This window comes from Saccharothrix sp. HUAS TT1, assembly GCF_040744945.1.
Taxonomy (GTDB): Bacteria; Actinomycetota; Actinomycetes; order Mycobacteriales; family Pseudonocardiaceae; genus Actinosynnema.
In genome coordinates this window covers 1,476,870-1,497,411 of record NZ_CP160453.1, presented here as the reverse complement: position 1 = coordinate 1,497,411, position 20,542 = coordinate 1,476,870, and the positions used below count along the sequence as shown (strand labels likewise).

At 71.1% G+C, this 20,542-nt stretch carries 18 protein-coding genes, 2 tRNA genes and 1 pseudogene; 12 read left to right on the top strand and 9 right to left on the bottom strand.

The window, feature by feature from the left end; genetic code table 11:
• Window positions 1-187: 187 nt before the first annotated feature.
• The 4 genes from AB0F89_RS07375 to AB0F89_RS07360 all read right to left on the bottom strand — a co-directional run bounded on the left by AB0F89_RS07375 (window position 188) and on the right by AB0F89_RS07360 (window position 3,517).
• Window positions 188-1,183, bottom strand: a complete 996-nt coding sequence (locus AB0F89_RS07375) for a ParB/RepB/Spo0J family partition protein (protein ID WP_367133872.1) — start codon at window positions 1,181-1,183, stop codon at window positions 188-190.
• A complete protein-coding gene (locus AB0F89_RS07370) occupies window positions 1,180-2,088 on the bottom strand; it encodes a ParA family protein (protein ID WP_367138749.1) in 909 nt (302 codons plus the stop codon). Before AB0F89_RS07370 ends, AB0F89_RS07375 begins: the two co-directional genes overlap by 4 nt.
• 116 nt (window positions 2,089-2,204) lie before the next feature.
• Window positions 2,205-2,882, bottom strand: coding sequence for a 16S rRNA (guanine(527)-N(7))-methyltransferase RsmG (gene rsmG / locus AB0F89_RS07365; protein ID WP_367133870.1), 678 nt, complete (start codon window positions 2,880-2,882; stop codon window positions 2,205-2,207).
• Between the two features lie 176 nt (window positions 2,883-3,058).
• On the bottom strand, window positions 3,059-3,517 hold the full coding sequence (locus AB0F89_RS07360; protein ID WP_367133868.1) for an NUDIX hydrolase: 459 nt from the start codon (window positions 3,515-3,517) through the stop codon (window positions 3,059-3,061).
• Between the two features lie 46 nt (window positions 3,518-3,563).
• Between AB0F89_RS07360 and AB0F89_RS07355 the strand changes: the two genes are divergently transcribed.
• Window positions 3,564-4,556, top strand: a complete 993-nt coding sequence (locus AB0F89_RS07355; RefSeq protein ID WP_367133866.1) for a methyltransferase domain-containing protein — start codon at window positions 3,564-3,566, stop codon at window positions 4,554-4,556.
• 97 nt (window positions 4,557-4,653) lie between these two features.
• Here AB0F89_RS07355 and AB0F89_RS07350 read toward each other — a convergent pair whose 3' ends face one another.
• Genes AB0F89_RS07350 through rpmH form a run of 5 tightly spaced genes read right to left on the bottom strand, consistent with a single transcriptional unit; the run spans window position 4,654 to window position 7,089 of the window.
• A complete protein-coding gene (locus AB0F89_RS07350; protein ID WP_367133864.1) occupies window positions 4,654-5,196 on the bottom strand; it encodes a protein jag in 543 nt (180 codons plus the stop codon).
• An 18-nt stretch (window positions 5,197-5,214) separates the two neighbouring features.
• Window positions 5,215-6,318 (bottom strand): membrane protein insertase YidC, encoded by a 1,104-nt coding sequence (gene yidC / locus AB0F89_RS07345; protein WP_367133862.1) that lies wholly within the window; start codon window positions 6,316-6,318, stop codon window positions 5,215-5,217.
• A 3-nt stretch (window positions 6,319-6,321) separates the two neighbouring features.
• Complete coding sequence (gene yidD / locus AB0F89_RS07340; RefSeq protein ID WP_367133860.1) at window positions 6,322-6,594, bottom strand: membrane protein insertion efficiency factor YidD; 273 nt, start codon at window positions 6,592-6,594, stop codon at window positions 6,322-6,324.
• Complete coding sequence (gene rnpA, locus AB0F89_RS07335; protein ID WP_367133858.1) at window positions 6,591-6,932, bottom strand: ribonuclease P protein component; 342 nt, start codon at window positions 6,930-6,932, stop codon at window positions 6,591-6,593. The genes yidD and rnpA overlap by 4 nt, the downstream gene beginning before the upstream one ends.
• Before the next feature lie 13 nt (window positions 6,933-6,945).
• On the bottom strand, window positions 6,946-7,089 hold the full coding sequence (rpmH, locus tag AB0F89_RS07330; RefSeq protein WP_073897783.1) for a 50S ribosomal protein L34: 144 nt from the start codon (window positions 7,087-7,089) through the stop codon (window positions 6,946-6,948).
• Between the two features lie 477 nt (window positions 7,090-7,566).
• On the opposite strand from rpmH, the gene dnaA reads away from it, so the two are divergent.
• From dnaA to AB0F89_RS07275, 11 genes and pseudogenes are all read left to right on the top strand, one after another.
• Entirely contained in the window at window positions 7,567-9,255 is a 1,689-nt protein-coding gene (dnaA, locus tag AB0F89_RS07325; protein ID WP_367133856.1) for a chromosomal replication initiator protein DnaA, read from the top strand.
• 1,349 nt (window positions 9,256-10,604) lie between these two features.
• Entirely contained in the window at window positions 10,605-11,741 is a 1,137-nt protein-coding gene (gene dnaN / locus AB0F89_RS07320) for a DNA polymerase III subunit beta (RefSeq protein ID WP_367133854.1), read from the top strand.
• A gap of 45 nt (window positions 11,742-11,786) precedes the next feature.
• Window positions 11,787-12,701, top strand: coding sequence for a phosphogluconate dehydrogenase (NAD(+)-dependent, decarboxylating) (gene gnd / locus AB0F89_RS07315; RefSeq protein ID WP_367133852.1), 915 nt, complete (start codon window positions 11,787-11,789; stop codon window positions 12,699-12,701).
• Between the two features lie 4 nt (window positions 12,702-12,705).
• A complete protein-coding gene (gene recF, locus AB0F89_RS07310) occupies window positions 12,706-13,836 on the top strand; it encodes a DNA replication/repair protein RecF (protein WP_367133850.1) in 1,131 nt (376 codons plus the stop codon).
• A gap of 118 nt (window positions 13,837-13,954) precedes the next feature.
• Window positions 13,955-14,455: a DciA family protein gene (locus AB0F89_RS07305; protein ID WP_367133849.1), complete on the top strand. Its 501-nt coding sequence runs from the start codon at window positions 13,955-13,957 to the stop codon at window positions 14,453-14,455.
• A gap of 236 nt (window positions 14,456-14,691) precedes the next feature.
• Complete coding sequence (gene gyrB, locus AB0F89_RS07300) at window positions 14,692-16,662, top strand: DNA topoisomerase (ATP-hydrolyzing) subunit B (protein ID WP_367133847.1); 1,971 nt, start codon at window positions 14,692-14,694, stop codon at window positions 16,660-16,662.
• Window positions 16,663-16,720: 58 nt separating this feature from the next.
• Window positions 16,721-19,258 (top strand): DNA gyrase subunit A, encoded by a 2,538-nt coding sequence (gene gyrA / locus AB0F89_RS07295; protein WP_367133845.1) that lies wholly within the window; start codon window positions 16,721-16,723, stop codon window positions 19,256-19,258.
• Window positions 19,259-19,284: 26 nt separating this feature from the next.
• Complete coding sequence (locus AB0F89_RS07290) at window positions 19,285-20,133, top strand: DUF3566 domain-containing protein (RefSeq protein WP_367133843.1); 849 nt, start codon at window positions 19,285-19,287, stop codon at window positions 20,131-20,133.
• A gap of 63 nt (window positions 20,134-20,196) precedes the next feature.
• Window positions 20,197-20,270 (top strand) — tRNA-Ile (locus tag AB0F89_RS07285).
• Window positions 20,271-20,305: 35 nt separating this feature from the next.
• Window positions 20,306-20,422: pseudogene (locus AB0F89_RS07280) on the top strand (DLW-39 family protein); the annotation flags it as partial.
• Between the two features lie 36 nt (window positions 20,423-20,458).
• A tRNA-Ala gene (locus AB0F89_RS07275) sits at window positions 20,459-20,531 on the top strand.
• The last annotated feature ends 11 nt before the right edge of the window (window positions 20,532-20,542 follow it).

The following is a 20,542-nucleotide window of genomic DNA, read 5'->3' as shown; positions in this document are numbered from 1 at the left end:
CCCATCGGACCCGCAACCACCCCTCCGAGGCTCGATTTGACATGGGTTCGGGTGCCTTGGGCCTGCCGGCTTTGGCCAGCCTGGGGTGCCCGTAAGGGCCCCATGTCAAATCGAGCCGGAATCTCTTCCTTGACCTCTGAATGTTGAACTCGCGGTACCTGAACGTTCGACTCGCGAGGGGGAGGGGTCAGCTGGGGTTGCGGGTGCGCTGAACCGCCTCCGGGGACATGAGCTGGATGATGCGCTCCAAGTCGTCCACCGACCCGAACTCCACCACGATCCGCCCCTTCCGCTGCCCCAACTCGACCTTCACCCGCGTGTCGAAGTTGTCCGACAACTTCTCCGCCAACTCCTGCAACCCGGGCGCCTGCATCGGCTTGCGCCGCACCTGCTTCGCCTTCGCCGGTTCCGCGCCCTTCGCCAGCGTCACCGCTTCCTCGGTCGCCCGGACCGACATCCCCTCCGCGACGATCCGGGTCGCCAGCTCCTCCTGCACGCCGGGGTCCTCGATCCCCAGCAGCGCCCGCGCGTGCCCGGCCGACAGCACCCCCGCCGCCACCCGCCGCTGCACGGGCAGCGGCAGCTTCAGCAGTCGGATCGTGTTCGTCACGACCGGCCGGCTGCGGCCGATCCGGTCGGCCAGCTCCTCGTGCGTCACGCCGAACTCCTCCAGCAGCTGCTGGTAGGCCGACGCCTCTTCCAACGGGTTCAGCTGCACGCGGTGGATGTTCTCCAGCAGCGCGTCGCGCAGCATCACGTCGTCGGCGGTGTGCCGGACGATCGCCGGGATCGTCTTCAGCCCGGCCAGCTGGGTGGCCCGCCACCGCCGCTCGCCCATGACGAGCTCGTAGTGGTCCGGGCCGATCGCCCGGACCACGATCGGCTGCATCAGGCCGAACTCGCGGATCGAGTGCTCCAGCTCGCGCAGCGCCTCCTCGTCGAAGACCTGGCGCGGCTGCTTCGGGTTGGTGCGGATCGACGTGACCGGCAGCTCCTGGTACACCGCACCGGCCACCTCGCCGGACGGCGCCGAGGTGTCCACGCCGGAACGGTGGAGCACAGGGGCGGACGACGAGCCGCCGCCCACCCGGACCGGCGTGGGCGCCGGTGTGCCCGGGGGAGGGCCGCTCGGGATCAGGGCCGCGAGCCCGCGGCCGAGGCCACCCTTGCGCTGTTCCGTCATGCCGACCCCATCCTCGCGCCGAACTCGGCGATCTCCCGTGCCGCGTCGAGGTAGCTCATCGCGCCTCGTGAGCCGGGATCGTAGGCGAGCACCGTCTGGCCGTACCCCGGAGCCTCGGAGACCTTCACGCTGCGCGGGATGACCGTCCTGAGGACCGTGTCGCCGAAGTGGCCGCGCACCTCGCTGGTCACCTGGTCGGCCAGCTTCGTGCGGCCGTCGTACATCGTCAGCAGGATCGTCGACACGTTCAGCGTCGGGTTCAGGTGCGCCTGCACCAGCTCGATGTTGCGCAGCAGCTGCCCCAGCCCCTCCAGCGCGTAGTACTCGCACTGGATCGGGATGAGCACCTCCTGCGCGGCGACCATCGCGTTGACGGTCAGCAGGCCGAGCGACGGCGGGCAGTCGATGAACACGTAGTCCGGCTTGATCGGGTCCAGCGCCTCGGGGCTCAGCGCCTCCTTCAGCCGCGACTCGCGGGCCACCATCGAGACGAGTTCGATCTCGGCGCCCGCCAGGTCGATCGTGGCGGGCACGCAGTAGAGGTTCGGGGACGCCGTGCTCACCTGGGCGGCCTCGGCGACCGACATCTCACCGATCAGCACCTCGTACACCGACGGCGTGCCGGAGCGGTGCTCGACGGCCAGCGCGGTGCTCGCGTTCCCCTGCGGGTCGAGGTCGATGACGAGGACCTTGAGCCCGTGGATGGCGAGTGCGGCGGCCAGGTTCACCGTGCTCGTGGTCTTGCCGACGCCACCCTTCTGGTTGGCGACGACCATGACGCGGCGACGGTCGGGGCGGGGGAGTTGGAGGGAGTCGGGGTGCAGGACGCGGGTGGCGCGTGCCGCTTCTTCCGCGATGGGGGTCCACACGGTGCTGTCTCCTGCCGGTTCCACGTTGTTGGCCAGGGTCGACTCAGGTGCCGGGCGGCGCACTTCGCCTGCGCCCACCGCACCGCCAAGCTCGGTTTCACGTGAAACACCGGCCGCTTGGAACACCGGTTGCAGGGGGTCGGGGTACACGTTCACCGATCCTTCCTCTTGCGACGCGCGCCTTCACGGCGGGTCGCCTGCTCATCGCGCTCCACCAGCACGACCGTCGTCGGCAGTTCGAGCACTTCGGCGCCGCAGGTGGTGACGCGCGGTCGGATACCTCCGGCCCGGCGCACCGCCTCGGCGTCGCGTTCCAGTTCTTCCGCGGCGCTCTCGCCCTTGAGGGCGACCAGCCGCCCACCGGGCCGCAGCAGCGGCAGGCACCACCGCGTCAGCCGCTCCAACGGGGCCACCGCACGAGCCGTCACGACGTCGCTGCCGGACAGCTGCTCGCGCACCGGCCCCTCCTCGGCCCGTCCCCGGATGACCGCGACCTCCAGACCGAGCACCCCGACGCACTCGGTCAGCCACGCCACCCGGCGAGCCATCGGCTCCAGGAGCGTGAGGTCCAGGTCGGGCCGGGCGATCGCCAGGGGGATGCCCGGCAGTCCCGCGCCCGAGCCCACGTCCACGACCTTCGCGCCCTCGGGAAGCAACTCCGCGACGACGGCCGAGTTGAGCACGTGCCGCTCCCAGAGCCGGTCGACCTCCCGCGGACCGATCAGGCCGCGTTCGACGCCGTGCTGCGCGAGCAACTGCGTGAAGGCGACCGCCTTGTCGTAGTGGTCACCGAAGACCTTCTTCGCGCGGTCTTCCACCTCTGCGGCCATGTCTCCGTCCGGGACGTTTCACGTGAAACCACACCAGACGCGGCGGCGACCGGGTGTGGGCGATGGGGGTGGGCGCCTCGTTGGAGGAGGCGGTGAGCCCCACGAGATGTACCGGTCCCCACTATGACGGATCACCCCGGCGACACGCCAAATCCGAGTGGCGCGTTTCGCGTGTTTCACGTGAAACTGGCGATCCGACCGTCCTTGGGCGAGGTCCGCAGGAGTTCCAGCGCGTAGTCCACCGACTCCACGTGATCCAGCGCGGGCACCTCCGAGACCGGGAACCACGCCGCCTGGTCCGTGCTGCCGCCGACCTCGAACGTCAACTCCCCGCCCACCACCCGCGCCTCGTACATGATCCGGATGCGGTGGTAGTCGACCTCCACCCCATCGCGGACCATCGGGCCGTGGACGTTCTGGATGCCCAGCAGCCGATCGACCTCGGCGCGGTAGCCGGTCTCCTCGAACACCTCCCGGACCACCGCGTCGTACGGGTCCTCGCCGTGGTCGAGCCCACCGCCGGGCAGGATCCACCGCGGCCGGTCCGACCCCAGCCAACGGGACAGCAGCATCCGGTCGTCCTGGATGATCACGGCGTAGGCGGCGACGCGGAGGTTGCGGATGATCTCAGCCATGCCACGACCGTTTCACGTGAAACACGACGAAGGGAAGAGACTCGCGATGTACGCGATCCGGCCGGGCGCGTTGAGCACCATGGGGCACCCGCACGGCCTAGCGCACATCGACCGGCTCGCCGCCGCCGGCGTGGACGTGATCGTGTGCGCGCTGACCGAGGCCGAACTGGCCGAGCTGGACCTCGCCGACGAAGCCGAAGCCGCCCGGAACGCCGGCATCGCGTTCCACTGGCTGCCCATCCCGGACTTCGGCGTACCGCCCACCCACACCCCGGACCTGACCCCGGCACTGGCCGACCTGCGCGCCGGCCGGCACGTCCTCGTGCACTGCTGGGCGGGCATCGGCCGGTCCTCGCTGATCGCCGGCGCGCTCCTGGTGCTGGACGGCGCGTCACCCGAAGCCGCGTGGCAGGCGATCGCCGCGGCACGCGGGCGCGACGTGCCCGAGACCGCCGAGCAGCGCGCGTGGCTGACCGCGTTCGCGCAGGCGCGGTTCTGGGACGACCGGGCGGCGACGTTCGACGAGGACGCCGACCACGGCCTGCGCGACCCGGACGTCCGGCGCGCGTGGGCCGACCTCCTGCTGCCCGTGCTGCCGCCCGCGCCGGCCGCCGTGGTCGACCTCGGCTGCGGCACCGGCAGCCTCACCGCGCTGCTCGCCGGAGCCGGTTATGACGTGCGCGGGCTGGACGTGTCCGAGCGGATGATCGCCGCCGCCAGGGCGAAGGTCCCGACCGCCGAGTTCCGGCAGGGCGACGCCGCCCACCCGCCGTACGCGCCGGGCTCGTTCGACGTGGTGCTGGCGCGGCACGTGCTGTGGGCGCTGCCCGACCCGGCCGCCGTGCTCGACCGGTGGCGCGCGCTGCTCAAGCCGGGCGGCCGACTCGTCCTGGTCGAGGGCCGCTGGTCGACCGGCGCCGGCCTGACCGCCGCCGAGTGCGTGGCGCTGCTGGGGGAGGGGGACGTCCGGCCGCTGACCGACCCGGCGCTGTGGGGCCGCGAGATCGACGACGAGCGCTACCTCGTCCTGGCTCGCTGACAGCACCCGGGCTTTGCCCCGCCCCCGACCCCGACCCCCCGGAACGACGAACGGCCCCGACTCCCTCACGGGAACCGGGGCCGTTCGGTGAAACCGCTCAGGGCTTCGGCAGCACCACCACGCGGCGCTGCGGCTCCTCGCCCTCGCTCTCGCTGTGCACGCCCGCCACGGCGGCGACCGCGTCGTGCACGACCTTCCGCTCGAACGGCGTCATCGGGTGCAGCCGCACCCGCTCACCGGACGCCAGCACCTTCTCCGCCGTCGTCCGGCCGAGGTCGGCCAGCTCGGCCCGCCGCCCGGCGCGCCACCCGGCGATGTCCAGCATGAGCCGGCTGCGCACGCCCGTCTCCTGCTGGACGGCGAGCCGGGTCAGCTCCTGCAACGACTCCAGGACCGTCCCGCGGGGACCGACCAGCTTCTCCAGGTCGTCACCGCCGTCGATGCTCACGATCGCCCGACCCGCCTCGACGTCGAGGTCGATGTCGCCGTCGTAGTCGAGCAGGTCCAACAGCCGCTCGAGGTAGTCCCCGGCGATGTCGCCCTCCTGGACGAGCAGGTCCTCCGAACTCCCCGACCGCGCCGGGGGGACCTGGTCGGCCTCCGGTGCGTCAACGTCGGCCGCCTGCAACGTCTCCGACACGATGTCTCCTCTCCAGGGTCAACGACGCTTCTTGTTGCCCTGCTTCTTGCTTGGGGATCGGTCTGGGCTCAGACCGGGAACCTCGGTGGACGGCTTGGCGGTCCCGTTGGACCCGCTCGCGTCCGGCGCCGGCTTCTCGTCGGCGGGCTTCGCGGGGGAGGCGCCTGCGGCCGACCCGGCCGCCGTGCCCGACGCCGACGCACCCGGCGACGACGTGCCCGCGGGCTTGCGCACCTGCGGCTTCTGGCCGGGCTTCGGCTTGGTCGCGGGCTTCACGCCGGGCTTGGGCGCGAGCGCCTGCCGCTGCGTGGTCACCTCGACCTTCTTCGCCTCTTCCTCGCGGTCGATGCGGTGGTACACGACGTACTGCTGGCCCAGCGTCCACGCGTTGTTGCTCAGCCAGTAGAGCAGGATCGCGATGGGGAAGAACAGACCACCGACCAGCACGCCCACCGGGAAGATGTAGAGCGTCAGCTTGTTCATGATCGCGGTCTGCGGGTTGTCGGTCGCGGCCTGCGTCTGCCGGGCGACCGAGTGGCGCGCGGTGAAGTGCGTCGCGATCGAGGCGATGATCATCAGCGGGATGGCCACCAGCAGCACCGCGCTGCGGTCCGTGCCGAAGTCGCTCAGCGAGGGCGTGCTCGGGTCGTCCCACGGCATCGTGATGAACGTCGACAGGTTCGCGCCGAACAGCTTCGCGTTGACGAACGACTCGACGCCCTGGGCGTCGAAGAAGTAGACCTCGCCCCAGCCGGGCTTGAACGAGCGCAGCACGTGGAACAGGCCGATGAACACCGGGATCTGCACCAGCATCGGCAGGCAGCCGCCCAGCGGGTTGACGCCGTGCTCCGACTGGAGCTTCTGCATCTCCTGCGCCTGGCGCTGCTTGTCGTTCGGGTACTTCTTCTTGATCTTCTGCAGCTCGGGCGCGAACTCCTGCATCTTGCGCATCGAGCGGACCTGGCCGACGAACGGCTTGAACAGGATCGCGCGCAGCGTGAAGACGAGGAAGACCACCGCCAGGGCCCACGCGAACCCGCTCGCCTCGCCGAAGACGTGGCCGAACACCCAGTGCCAACACCACAGGATGAAGGACACCGGGTAGTAGATGAAGTTGAGCACTGGCTACTCCTCGGCAGGAAGGTCGGGGACCGCGTTTCGCCTCGGCGGAACCGGGTCCAGGCCACCAGGGTGCCAGGGTCCGCAGCGACCCAGCCGGCGCAGGGTCAGCCACGTGCCCCGCAGCGCACCGTGGACGGTCAACGCCTCCACCGCGTACGCGCTGCAGCTCGGGTGGAAACGGCAGGTCGGGGGCAACGCCGGCGAGATGAACTTCCGGTAGAAGCGCACCGGCAGCAGCAGAGCCCGGACGACGGGGCTCACCTGGGCGGTCGTCATCGCAGCACCTTGTGCAGCGCCGCGTCGAGGTCCCGGCCGAGCTCGGCGCTGTTCGCATCGGCTGACGGTGCCAACGCGCGCACGACCAGGGAAGTTCCGGGCGGCAGGACGCCGAGGCGGTCCCGCGCCACGTGGCGGAGCTTGCGGCTCACCCGGTGCCGGACCACGGAGTTGCCCACGGCCTTGCTCACGACGAAGCCCACCTTGGACGGGTCCAAGGTGGGCTGCGCCGACGTCAGGACGTGCACGACGAGCCGCGACCGGCCGGCCCGGCGGCCTCGGCGGACCACCAGGCCGAAGTCCTGGCTGCGGGTCAGCCGGTTGGCCGCGGGTAGCACGGCGCTGCGGCGATCAGGCGGACAGCTGCTTGCGACCCTTGCCACGGCGCGCGGCCAGGATGGCGCGACCGGCGCGGGTGCGCATGCGCAGCCGGAACCCGTGCGTCTTGGCACGGCGACGGTTGTTGGGCTGGAAGGTGCGCTTACCCTTGCTCACGGTCGGACTCCCGGTGCTTAACTGCCAAGCAGGTCTGTGGTTGTCCCCAGCGAACTAGCCTTAAGGCGCGCGAAAAGCACCCCACGCAAGCGGGAGACGGTTACGAGGGTACGCAGCCCCGGGGGCGCGGTCCAAATCGGGGTGGCGCCCCGGGGCGGGACGGGGCGTCGCGGGCGTGGAAACCACTTGCGCGCCGGAACGCCTTGTGGCAGGGCCCCCGCCTTGTTAGCGTGCGGCGTTCACGGGTGGCGCGGTGCGCGCGGGCCGGGTCCGGTCGAGTGCCGGGGGCCTGGTCACACCCGGCGGCGCGGGCCGCAGGTGCTCGGGGCGCGGCCGGGGGGATCCGGTGCGACCCCGTGCCCCGTTCGTGCACAGTTGTGGATAACTCTGTGGATGCCTCTATTCTCCGTGTCCACGTCGTGGAAGTTCCCCCGGGGACTGACCGCGGAGTCGTCACGAGGGGAGGGGAGCGCGGAGGTGTCCGACCACCAGGCCGATCTGGGTCTCGTGTGGGAGCAGGTCGTGCAGGAGTTGGCTGCCAGCACGTTGTCTCCCCAGCAGCGCGCGTGGATGCGCGTGACCCGGCCCATCGGGCTGCTCGACGGGACCGCGCTGCTCGCCGCGCCGAGCGACTTCGCGAAGGAAGCCATCGAGCGCGCGCTGCGCGAGCCCATCACCGCGGCCCTGTCCCGCCGGCTCGGCCGAGCGGTGTCACTGGCGGTGAAGGTCGATTCACCCGATCCCGTGACGGCGCCCATCCCGGTGCCGACCGCCGTGCCCGGATCCGTCCCCGGTCCCATGCCGGGTCTCGGCGTGGTCCCCGTGCCGGTGCCCGGCCCCGGCCCCGGCCCCGGCCCCGGCCCCGGCCCCGGCCCCGGCCCCGGCCCCGGCCCCGGCCCCGGCCCCGGCCCCGGCCCCGGCCCCGGCCCCGGCCCCGGCCCCGGCCCCGTTCCCGTCAACGGCGGGTGGGCGGTCGAGGTCGAGACCGAGGGCGACACCGAGGACGAGGTGGACGAGGAGGGCGAAGCGCTCGCCGCCGTCACCGAGATCTGGCCGACCTACGGCGGCGGCCACGCCGCGCCGAGCGGCACGCCGTACACCCGGCCCGCCAACCCGGCGTCCTCGCAGACCAGGCTGAACGAGAAGTACAACTTCGACACGTTCGTCATCGGCGCGTCCAACCGCTTCGCGCACGCCGCCGCGGTGGCCGTCGCCGAGGCGCCGGCCCGCGCGTACAACCCGCTGTTCATCTGGGGTGAGTCCGGGCTCGGCAAGACCCACCTGCTGCACGCCGTCGGGCACTACGCCCAGCGGCTGTTCCCCGGGATGCGCGTGCGGTACGTGTCGACCGAGGAGTTCACCAACGACTTCATCAACTCCCTGCGCGACGACCGCAAGGTCGCCTTCCAACGCCGGTACCGGGACATCGACGTGCTGCTCGTCGACGACATCCAGTTCCTGGAGGGCAAGGAAGGCACGCAGGAGGAGTTCTTCCACACCTTCAACACCCTGCACAACTCGAACAAGCAGATCGTCGTGTCGTCCGACCGGCCGCCCAAGCGGCTGGAGACGCTGGAGGACCGGCTGCGGACGCGGTTCGAGTGGGGCCTGATCACCGACATCCAGCCGCCCGAGCTGGAGACCCGGATCGCGATCCTGCGGAAGAAGGCGGCGCAGGACCGCCTGGCCGCGCCGGCCGAGGTGCTGGAGTTCATCGCGGCCAGGATCGAGCGCAACATCCGGGAGCTGGAGGGCGCGCTGATCCGCGTGACGGCGTTCGCGTCGCTCAACCGGCAGCCGGTCGACGTCCAGCTGGCCGAGATAGTGCTGCGCGACCTCATCCCGGACTCGCACGCGCCGGAGATCACCGCGCCGACGATCATGGCCGTGACGGCGGAGTTCTTCAGCGTGTCGATAGACGACCTGTGCGGGCCGGGCAAGACGAAGGTGCTGGCGCAGGCGCGGCAGATCTCCATGTACCTGTGCCGCGAGCTGACGGACCTCTCGCTGCCGAAGATCGGCCAGACGTTCGGCGGGCGCGACCACACGACCGTCATGCACGCGGACAAGAAGATCCGCAAGGAGATGGCCGAGCGCCGCCGGGTGTACGAGCAGGTCCAGGAGCTGACGTCGCGCATCAAGCAGCGCGCCCGCCACACCCCCTGACCTCGCAAACGCTTGCGCCTTCCCGCTCGGCCCCCGAGCAGCCGCTCGCACTGAACTACCGGCCAGGCGCCTGAGCCCGCCGCACTCTTCGCACCGAGCAGTCGCCCGCGCGCTCACCGGCCGCTCCCGCCCACCGCCGACCCCATCGGCTGCTCGCCGACCCATCGGCCGATCCACCGGCGACAGGTCGCCGACCCGTCTGCAGACCGCCGGCAGACCTGTCGCCGCCCCACCGACAGACTCGCCTCCAGCCCGCCGGCAGACCCACCGCCGACGCACCGCCGACGCACCGCCCGGCCCGCTGCCGACCCGCCTGCGGACCTACCGCCAGCTCACCGCCGGCCCACCGGCATACCCACTGCCGGCCTACCGCTCGACCCGCCGGCCGACCCACCGCCCGACCGGCCGGCCCACCGCCAGCCCGCCGCCCGGTCCGCCGTCGACCCACCGCCGACCCGCCGGCAGCCCCTCGCGCGGACCCCCGCCTCGAACCGCTCCGCACCCGGGTGCGACCCCTCCCGTCCCCGGGTGCCGCCGCCGCACCCGGGTGCGACCCGGACCCCACCCCGACCGCACCCGGGTGCGACCGCCACCCACCCCCCGACCGCCGCCCACCGCACCGCCGTCACCCGGGCGCCACCCACCGCACCCCTCCCCACCGGGACCGGGCCCCCACCTCCCCACCGCCCGAAAAGTCCTCTTCGCCCGTGGGGCCAACGGGGGTTGTTTCGAGTCGCCCGTGTGAGGTACCCCCGCCCCACCCGGGAGCGGTCGAACGCCTCGTCACCACGCCCCGACCTCCCGGACGCCCGCCGGAGCGCAGGTGAACGCCCGGCCGCGAGTTGTCCACAGCCTCAGAAAAGTGCCCCGTCGGGGGAGATCCGGCCCACCATCACCCTGTGCAGCACCCGGGTACAACTCGGCCCACACCCGGGGATTAACCCGGGGACAACTCGGCCTTCCTGTGGACCGAACGGAGCACCGCCGGAGTTCTCCCCGGGTGCGCCGAGTTGTCCCCGGGTGACACCCCCCGTTCATCCACACCTCCGCGCGGCCCGCGAACTGCGACAACCGGGGTTGTCCACACAATCCACAGCCCTTACTGCTGTTGCTGTTGTCTTCCCTTGAAGAGAAGAACAAAGAAAAAACAGGCGGGGGCCGGCCCCGGGGACGAGCGCTCGGCAGCGCTCCGCCCCGGGTGTGCCCCGAGGTGACGAGGACGGCCTCGACGCTCTACGGTGGGGAGCCTCCGCGCCGAGGGTCGGAAGATCCGGCGAGGGCCGCGGCTCCCCAACCCCCACCGCAACGCATGCTGTTGTTGGTCATGCCGACTTGAGGAAGGACGCCCCATGAAGATCCGCGTCGAGCGCGACGGCTTGGCCGACGCCGTCGCCTGGGTCGCCCGCAGCCTGCCGTCCAGGCCGCCCGTGGCGGTGCTCGGCGGGATCCTGCTCGACGCCGGGGCGGAGGACGGCTCCGGCGAGGCGCTGACCGTCTCCGGCTTCGACTACGAGGTGTCCGCCCAGTGCGGCGTGCCGGCCACCATCGCCGACGGCGGCAAGGCGCTCGTCAGCGGTCGGCTGCTGGCCGACATCACCAAGGCGCTGCCCAACCACCCGGTCGAGATCGCGGTCGACGGCTCCCGGATGACGATCTCCTGCGGCAGCGCCCGGTTCAGCCTGCCGACCATGCCGGTCGAGGACTACCCGCAGCTGCCGTCCATGCCGCAGCTCGCCGGCGAGCTGCCCGGCGAGGTCTTCGGCGAGGCCGTCGCCCAGGTCGCCGTCGCGGCGGGCAAGGACGACACGCTCCCGATGCTGACCGGCGTCCGGCTGGAGATCGGCGAGGGCAAGGTGACCCTGGTCGCCACCGACCGCTTCCGGCTCGCGATGCGCGAGTTCGCGTGGGAGCCGAACGAGTCCCTGGGCGAGGTCGCGGTGCTCGTCCCGGCCAAGACCCTGAACGACTCGGCGAAGACGCTCGGCGCGTCCGGCGCGAAGGTCGAGCTGTCCCTCGCCGCGAACGACGGCCTGCTCGGCCTGTCCGGCACCGGCCGCCGCACGACCACCCGGCTGCTCGACGCCGACTTCCCGAAGTACCGCCAGCTGCTGCCCTCCGAGCACTCCTCGGCCGCGATCATCGAGGTCGACGCGCTGGTGCAGGCGATCAAGCGGGTCTCGCTGGTCGCCGAGCGCGGCACGCAGGTACGGCTGGAGTTCGTGGACAGCGGCCTGCGCCTGTCGGCGGGCGGCGACGACGAGGGCAGCGCCGAGGAGGAGCTGCCGGTCGAGTACACCGGCGACCCGGTCACCATCGCGTTCAACCCGGCCTACCTGCAGGAGGGCCTGCAGGCCGTCCGCACGCCGCGGGCGCACTTGTCCTTCACCACACCCAGCCGGCCCGCGCTGCTCAAGCCGGTGGACGAGGATGGGAACGTGGCGCCGGGCTACCTCTACCTGCTGATGCCCGTGCGCCTGCCCGGCTGATCGACCAGGATCACGACCACAGACGCCAGGAAAGAGGAAACGACCGTGCAGCTCGGACTCGTCGGCCTCGGCAAGATGGGCTTCAACATGCGCGAGCGGATCCGCCGCGCGGGGCACGAGGTGGTCGGCTACGACCGCAACCCCGAAGTCTCGGACGCCGACTCGCTCGCCGACATGGTCGGCAAGCTCGCCGCACCGCGCGTGGTGTGGGTGATGGTGCCCGCCGGCGACATCACCCGCCAGACGATCGCCGACCTCGGCGACCTGCTGGAGCCGGGCGACGTGGTGATCGACGGCGGCAACTCGCGCTTCACCGACGACGAGCTGAACGCCAAGGCGCTCGGCGAGAAGGGCGTCGGGTACATGGACGCCGGCGTGTCCGGCGGCGTGTGGGGCCTGGAGAACGGCTACGGCCTGATGGTCGGCGGCGACGCCGAGCACGTCGAGCGCGCCATGCCGATCTTCGACGCGCTGCGCCCGGAGGGCCCGCGCGAGGAGGGCTTCGCGCACGCGGGCGGCATCGGCGCGGGCCACTTCGCGAAGATGGTGCACAACGGCATCGAGTACGGCCTGATGCAGGCCTACGCCGAGGGCTTCGAACTGCTGGAGGCCTCGGAGCTGGTGCAGGACGTGCCGGCCACGATCAAGGCGTGGCAGCGCGGCACCGTGGTCCGCTCGTGGCTGCTGGACCTGCTGGTCCGCGCGCTGGAGTCGGACCCGGAGCTGGACGACCTGCGCGGCCACGTCGAGGACTCCGGCGAGGGCCGGTGGACGGTCGAGGAGGCCATCAAGCACGCGGTGCCCGCGCCGGTGATCTCCGCCGCGCTGTTCGCCCGGTTCGCGTCCCGCCAGGACGACTCCCCGGCCATGCGGGCGGTCGCGGCGCTGCGCAACCAGTTCGGCGGCCACGCGGTGCAGACCGCGGGTCCCTCGTCCGGTTCCGGCAGCACCCAGAGCTGACCCGTTGTACGTCCGGCACCTGCAGGTCACCGACTTCAGGTCGTGGGAGCACGCGGACCTGGCGTTCGAGCCGGGCGTGAGCGTGCTGGTCGGGCGCAACGGCCAGGGCAAGACGAACCTGGTCGAGGCGCTGGGGTACGTGGCCACCCTGGGTTCGCACCGGGTGGCCACGGACGCGCCGCTGGTCCGGCACGGCGCCCCGCGCGCCGTGGTCCGGACGGCGGTGGTCAACGAGGGGCGCGAGCTGCTGGTCGAGCTGGAGATCACGCCGGGCCGGGCGAACCGGGCGCGGATCAACCGCGGCCCGGTGCCGCGCCCGCGCGACGTGCTCGGCATCCTGCGCACGGTGCTGTTCGCGCCGGAGGACCTGGCGCTGGTGCGCGGCGACCCCGGCGAGCGGCGGCGGTTCCTGGACGAGCTGCTGACCACGCGCGCGCCGCGGTACGCCGGGGTGCGCAGCGACTACGAGCGGGTGCTCAAGCAGCGCGGCGCGTTGCTCAAGAGCGTCCGCGCGTCGCGCAACGCCGACATCAGCACCCTCGACGTGTGGGACGGCCACCTGGCCCGGCACGGCGCGGAGCTGCTGGCCGCCCGGCTGGACCTGGTCGCCGACATCGCGCCGCACGTGACCGCGGCGTACGCGGAGGTGGCGCCGGAGTCGCGGCCCGCCCGGATCGCGTACCGGTCGAGCCTGGGGGAGGCGTTCCCCGACCCGGTCGCCGGCGGTCCGCACGACCGGGAGGCGCTGGAGGACGCGCTGCTGGCCGAGCTGCACCGGGTGCGCGGGCAGGAGGTCGAGCGGGGCGTGTGCCTGGTCGGCCCGCACCGCGACGACCTGGAGCTGGCGCTCGGCGAGCTGCCCGCGAAGGGCTACGCCAGTCACGGGGAGTCGTGGTCCTTCGCGCTGGCGCTGCGGCTCGGCGGGTACGAGCTGCTGCGCGCCGAGGGCGCCGAACCGGTGCTCGTGCTGGACGACGTGTTCGCCGAGCTGGACCGCGGCAGGCGTCGCCAGCTGGCGAAGGTGGCCGCCGGCGCGGAGCAGGTGTTCATCACGGCGGCGGTCGCGGAGGACGTGCCCGAGGAGCTGGACGGGTTGCGGTTCGACGTCCGCCACGGGGAGGTGCGCCGTGTCTGACGAATTGCCCCGAACGGGTGTGACGCCTGGCACATCTGGGGACAACCCTGTGGATGGTGTGGATAACTCGTCCCACGAACCGGACATATCCACAGCCGAGGTCACTCAAGAGAGTGGATTGCGCGGAGCGGACCTCGCCCGCGCCGCCCTGGAGGCCGCCCGCGCGTCGGCCAAGGAGCGCGGTGTGCGGGGTGTCCGCAAGGGCGCCGCGGGCGCGACCGGTCGCCGTCGGCGTCGCCGCTGGTCGGGTCCCGGGCCGGACGACCGCGACCCCCAGCCCCTCGGCAGGCTCGCCTCCCGGATCGCCGCCGACCGCGGCTGGGCCGAGCGGCTGGCCGGCGGCCAGGTGTTCGCCCGGTGGCCGAAGCTGGTGGGGGAGGACGTGGCCGAGCACGCCCAGCCGATAGCGCTCAACGACGGCGAGTTGACCGTCCAGGCCGACTCGACCGCGTGGGCCACGCAGCTGCGGCTGCTCCAGCGCGACCTGCTCAAGCGGATCGCGGCGGGGGTCGGCAACGACGTCGTGCGGACGTTGAAGGTGCAGGGCCCGGCGGCGCCCAGCTGGCGCTACGGCCCCAGGCACGTCCCGGGCCGCGGCCCACGTGACACCTACGGGTGACCGGCGTCAGGGCCGCAGCGGCGATCCTGTGGCGCGGTGAGCGCTCACCAGCCGATTCCGACCCCGCGACCAGCCGTCGGCACCCGTGCGCGTTCACTTCGGGCCGCCTGTGAGCGAACCAGGGGTGTCCTCAACGCGTTTCTGTCGGTCTGCCCCGGTAGAATCGTGGGGTAGCGCAACCCAGCGTCGCCCGGCGACGGTCCCAGTCGCGTGAAGTCCGAGGAGACACCAGGCCCGTGGCAGCCAAGAAGAATGAGTACAACGCGTCCTCGATCACCGTCCTGGAGGGCCTGGAAGCGGTCCGCAAGCGCCCAGGCATGTACATCGGTTCCACCGGCGAGCGCGGTCTGCACCACCTGATCCAGGAGGTCGTGGACAACTCGGTCGACGAGGCCATGGCGGGCTACGCGACGCTCGTGGACGTGACGCTGCTGGCCAACGGCGGCGTCCGGGTCGTCGACGACGGCCGCGGCATCCCGGTCGGCATGCACCCGGTCGAGAACAAGCCGACCCTGGAAGTGGTGCTCACCAAGCTGCACGCGGGCGGCAAGTTCGACAGCGACTCCTACGCAGTGTCCGGCGGCCTGCACGGCGTCGGCATCTCCGTGGTCAACGCGCTGTCCACCGCCGTCGACGTCGAGGTCAAGACCGACGGTTTCACGTGGAACCAGCGCTTCGAGAACACCAAGCCCGCGCACGAGCTGGCCAAGGGCGAGCCGACCGACGAGACCGGCACGACAATCACGTTCTGGGCCGACCCGGAGATCTTCGAGACCACCGAGTACAACATCGAGACGATCTCCCGCCGGCTGCAGGAGATGGCGTTCCTCAACAAGGGCCTGACCATCGTCCTGCGCGACGAGCGCGTGCAGGACGCCGACGCCGAGGCCGACGCCGAGGGTCACGTGGCCGCCGTGCGCGAGCGGCGCTTCCACTACCCCGGTGGCCTGGAGGACTTCGTCCGCCACATCAACCACACCCGCGAGGCCGTGCACCAGAAGGTCGTCTCGTTCGAGGCGAAGGGCGAAGACCTCGAGGTCGAGGTGGCGATGCAGTGGAACACCGGCTACACGCCGTCGGTGTACACGTTCGCCAACACGATCAACACGCACGAGGGCGGCACGCACGAAGAGGGCTTCCGCGCCGCGCTGACCCGCGTGGTCAACGAGTACGCGCGCGACAAGAAGCTGCTCAAGGAGAAGGACAGCAACCTCACCGGGGACGACATCCGCGAGGGCCTGGCCGCGATCATCTCGGTCAAGCTCAAGGAGCCCCAGTTCGAGGGCCAGACGAAGACCAAGCTGGGCAACAGCGAGGCCAAGTCGTTCGTCCAGAAGTCGACCAACGAGCACCTGGCCGACTGGTTCGAGCGCCACCCCAACGAGGCGAAGACGATCGTCACCAAGTCGGTGTCGTCGGCGCAGGCCCGCATCGCCGCCCGCAAGGCCCGCGAGCTGGTCCGCCGCAAGGGCGCGCTGGACATCGGCGGCCTGCCCGGCAAGCTCAAGGACTGCCGCTCCACCAACCCGGAGGAGTGCGAGATCTACGTCGTGGAGGGCGACTCCGCGGGCGGCTCGGCCAAGGAGGGCCGCGACTCCATGTTCCAGGCGATCCTGCCGATCCGCGGCAAGATCATCAACGTGGAGAAGGCGCGCATCGACCGCGTGCTGAAGAACAACGAGGTCCAGTCGCTGATCACCGCGTTCGGCACGGGCATCCACGAGGACTTCGACATCGCCAAGCTGCGGTACCACAAGATCGTGCTGATGGCCGACGCCGACGTCGACGGCCAGCACATCCGCACCCTGCTGCTGACCCTGCTGTTCCGCTTCATGCGCCCGCTGATCGAGCACGGCCACGTCTACCTGGCCAACCCGCCGCTGTACAAGGTCAAGTGGCAGCGCGCCGAGCCGGAGTACGCCTACTCCGACCGCGAGCGCGACGGCATCATCAAGGCCGGTCTCGCCGCGGGCAAGAAGATCGGCAAGGACGACAACATCCAGCGCTACAAGGGCCTCGGCGAGATGAACGCCGCCGAGCTGTGGGAGACGACGATGGACCCGGCCAACCGGGTGCTGTCCCAGGTGACGATGGACGACGCCGCGACGGCCGACGAGCTGTTCAGCGTGCTGATGGGCGAGGACGTGGAAGCCCGCCGCGCGTTCATCACCCGCAACGCCAAGGGCGTGCGGTTCCTCGACGTCTGACCCGCACCCGCCCGAGCCCGCCGGCGTGCCCGTGTGCCTGTTTTAAGGAAGTAGAACTGTGAGCGAGACGACGCTGCCCCCGGCCGGTGGAGACCGCACCGAGCCGCGCGACATCCAGCAGGAGATGCAGAACTCGTACATCGACTACGCGATGAGCGTGATCGTCGGACGAGCCCTGCCCGACGTGCGCGACGGCCTGAAGCCCGTGCACGTGCGCGTGCTGTACTCGATGTTCGACTCGGGCTTCCGCCCGGACCGCAGCTACAACAAGTGCGCCCGCGTGGTCGGCGACGTGATGGGCAACTACCACCCCCACGGCGACTCCGCGATCTACGACGCCCTGGTCCGCCTCGCCCAGCCGTGGTCGATGCGCTACCCGATGATCGACGGCCAGGGCAACTTCGGCTCCCAGGGCAACGACCCGGCAGCCGCGATGCGCTACACCGAGTGCCGGCTCACGCCGCTGGCCATGCAGATGCTGGCCGACATCGAGGAAGACACGGTCGACTTCCGCGACAACTACGACGGCCGCATCCAGGAGCCGACGGTCCTGCCGTCGCGCGTGCCCAACCTGCTCATCAACGGCAGCTCGGGCATCGCGGTCGGGATGGCGACGAACATCCCGCCGCACAACCTGCGCGAGGTCGCGGACGGGGTGTTCTGGGCGCTGGACAACCCCGACGCCCCCGACGAGGAGACGCTGGAAGCGGTCATCCAGCGGGTCAAGGGGCCCGACTTCCCGACCTACGGGCAGATCCTGGGCACCGCCGGCATCGAGGACGCCTACCGCACCGGTCGCGGCTCGGTGAAGATGCGCGCGGTCGTGGAGATCGACGAGGACGCCAAGGGCCGCACGATCCTGGTCGTCACCGAGCTGCCCTACCAGGTGAACCCGGACAACCTGGTGGAGAACATCGCCACCCTGGTCCGGGACCAGAAGCTGGTCGGCATCGCGAACATCGCCGACGAGTCCAACCGCCGCTCGGGCATGCGCATCGTGGTCACGCTCAAGCGCGACGCGGTGGCCAAGGTGGTGCTGAACAACCTCTACAAGCACACCCAGCTGCAGTACTCGTTCGGCGTGAACATGCTGTCGCTGGTCGACGGCGTGCCGCGCACGTTGCGCCTGGACCAGATGATCCGGCACTACGTGAAGCACCAGATCGAGGTCATCGTCCGGCGCACCCGCTTCCGGCTGCGCAAGGCCGAGGAGCGAGCGCACGTCCTGCGCGGCCTGGTCAAGGCGCTCGACCACCTGGACGAGGTGATCGCGCTGATCCGCCGGTCGCAGACGCCGGAGGTGGCGCGCACCGGCCTGATGGAGCTGCTGGACGTCGACGACGTCCAGGCCAACGCGGTCCTGGAGATGCAGCTGCGCCGGCTGGCCGCCCTGGAGCGGCAGAAGATCGTCGACCAGCTGGCCGAGATCGAGCTGGAGATCGCCGACTACCAGGACATCCTGGCCAAGCCGGAGCGGCAGCGCGCGATCGTGCGCGAGGAGCTGGCGGCGATCGTGGACAAGCACGGCGACGACCGGCGGACGAAGATCGTGCCGTTCGACGGCGACGTGTCGATGGAAGACCTGATCGCGGTCGAGGACGTCGTCGTCACGATCACGCGGACGGGTTACGCGAAGCGCACGAAGACCGACCTGTACCGGTCGCAGAAGCGCGGCGGCAAGGGCGTCCAGGGCGCCCAGCTCAAGCAGGACGACATCGTGCAGCACTTCTTCGTGTGCTCCACGCACGACTGGATCCTGTTCTTCACCAACAAGGGCCGGGTGTACCGGGCGAAGGCGTACGAGCTGCCCGAGGCCAACCGCAACGCGCGCGGCCAGCACGTGGCGAACCTCCTGGCGTTCCAGCCGGAGGAGGAGATCGCCCAGGTCATCCAGATCAAGAACTACGACGTGGCGCCGTACCTGGTGCTGGCCACCAAGAAGGGCCTGGTCAAGAAGTCGAAGCTGTCCGACTTCGACTCGAACCGGTCCGGCGGCCTGATCGGCATCAACCTGCGCGACGACGACGAGCTGGTGGGCGCGGTGCTGTGCTCGGCGCAGGACGACCTGCAGCTGATCTCCGCCGACGGCCAGTCGATCCGGTTCCACGCCAGCGACGAGGCGCTGCGCCCGATGGGCCGGGCCACGTCCGGCGTGCTGGGCATGCGGTTCAACACCGGTGACGAGCTGCTGTCGATGGGTGTCGTCCAAGAGGGTCTGTTTGTTTTGGTCGCCACCGACGGCGGGTACGCCAAGCGCACGCCGATCGAGGACTACCCCGTCCAGGGTCGTGGTGGCAAGGGTGTGCTCACCATCCAGCACGACCGCAGGCGTGGCAGGCTGGTCGGCGCGCTCATCGTCGACGTAGACGACGAGCTGTACGCGATCACCTCTTCGGGCGGGGTCATCAGGACCAGCGCCAAGGAGGTGCGCAAGGCAGGGCGGCAGACGAAGGGCGTCCGGTTGATGAACCTCGGTGAGGGGACCACCCTGATCGCGGTGGCGCGCAACGCCGACGAGCCCGCGGACGTCACCAGTGGTGACGGGGATCGGCTCGTCGACTCCGCCGACGGGGACCAGGCCGAGCCTGCCAACTAGCGCGAACGAGAGGTTGAGGACTGCTCGTGACTCCACCCGAGAAGCAAGAGGACAAGACCGCGGTGATCACCCGGCCCGGCAAGGAGCCGAAACCGGCGGCCGACGCCGCGCCGAGCGGCGCCGAGAAGCCGGCGGTCGACGCCTCGGGGGCGTCCGAGCAGCCCGAGACGCCCGCGGCCGGCGCGACGGCGGCCGACGCCGCGACCCAGAAGGTCGACCGGTCGGCCGTCGACGGCGAGCACGCTGCCGCCGCGCCGCCGCCGTGGCAGCGCGTGACGAGCGACACCCGGTACGGCGAGGTGCAGGAGGTCGGCCCGGCCGACCTCGTGTCGTCGCCGGACCAGCCGGCGGCGGACGAGCCGCAGCCCGCGTACCCGGCCAGCGACCCGGACACGGTGGCGGTGCCCCGGTCCGCGCTGGCCGGTCAGGGCTCGGCCCGGACGCAGGTGAACCTGGGCGGGCCGAACGGCCGGCCGGCGGCCTCGGCGCCGACGTCGCGCCGCCCGGGTCGCGGGCCGCGGCGGGCGAGCCTGCAGGTGAAGCGGGTCGACCCGTGGTCGGTGCTGAAGCTGGCGCTGGTGCTGAGCGTGGCGCTGTTCTTCGTGTGGCTGGTGGCGGTCGGCGTGCTGTACGGCGTGCTGAACGGCATGGGCGTCTGGGACAAGATCAACAACACCGCGAACGACCTGCTCCAGGGCAACGAGCCCAGCGGTGACCCGCTGATCAGCGCCGGTCGCGTGTTCGGCGTGGCGGCGATCGTGGGCGCGGTGAACATCGTGCTGTTCACCGCGCTGGCGACGGTCGGCTCGTTCGTCTACAACGTCTCGGCCGACCTCGCGGGCGGTCTGGAAGTGACCTTGTCCGAGCGGGAGTGATCTACGACCAGCCGATTTGGGGCGGCGACGGGAGGTGCTGTAGTCTTGCCGTCGTTGCCCCGAGGGCCTATAGCTCAGACGGTTAGAGCGCTTCGCTGATAACGAAGAGGTCGGAGGTTCGAGTCCTCCTAGGCCCACCGGAAGTTCACAGGTGTTGCAGAGGGGAATCGCCGTGAAGAAGATCATCGCACTTGTCGCAGTCGCTGGTGCGGTTCTGTTCTTCGTCAAGCGCAACCGCTCGGCGAAGGCCGACGCGGACCTGTGGCGCGAGGCCACCGCTCCCACCGACTGACCCGCGAGGGCGGTTCGCCTGCCGCCCCCGTGAGGGGACGTAGCTCAATTGGCAGAGCACCGCCTTTGCAAGGCGGGGGTTAGGGGTTCGATTCCCCTCGTCTCCACTCGCTGCGAG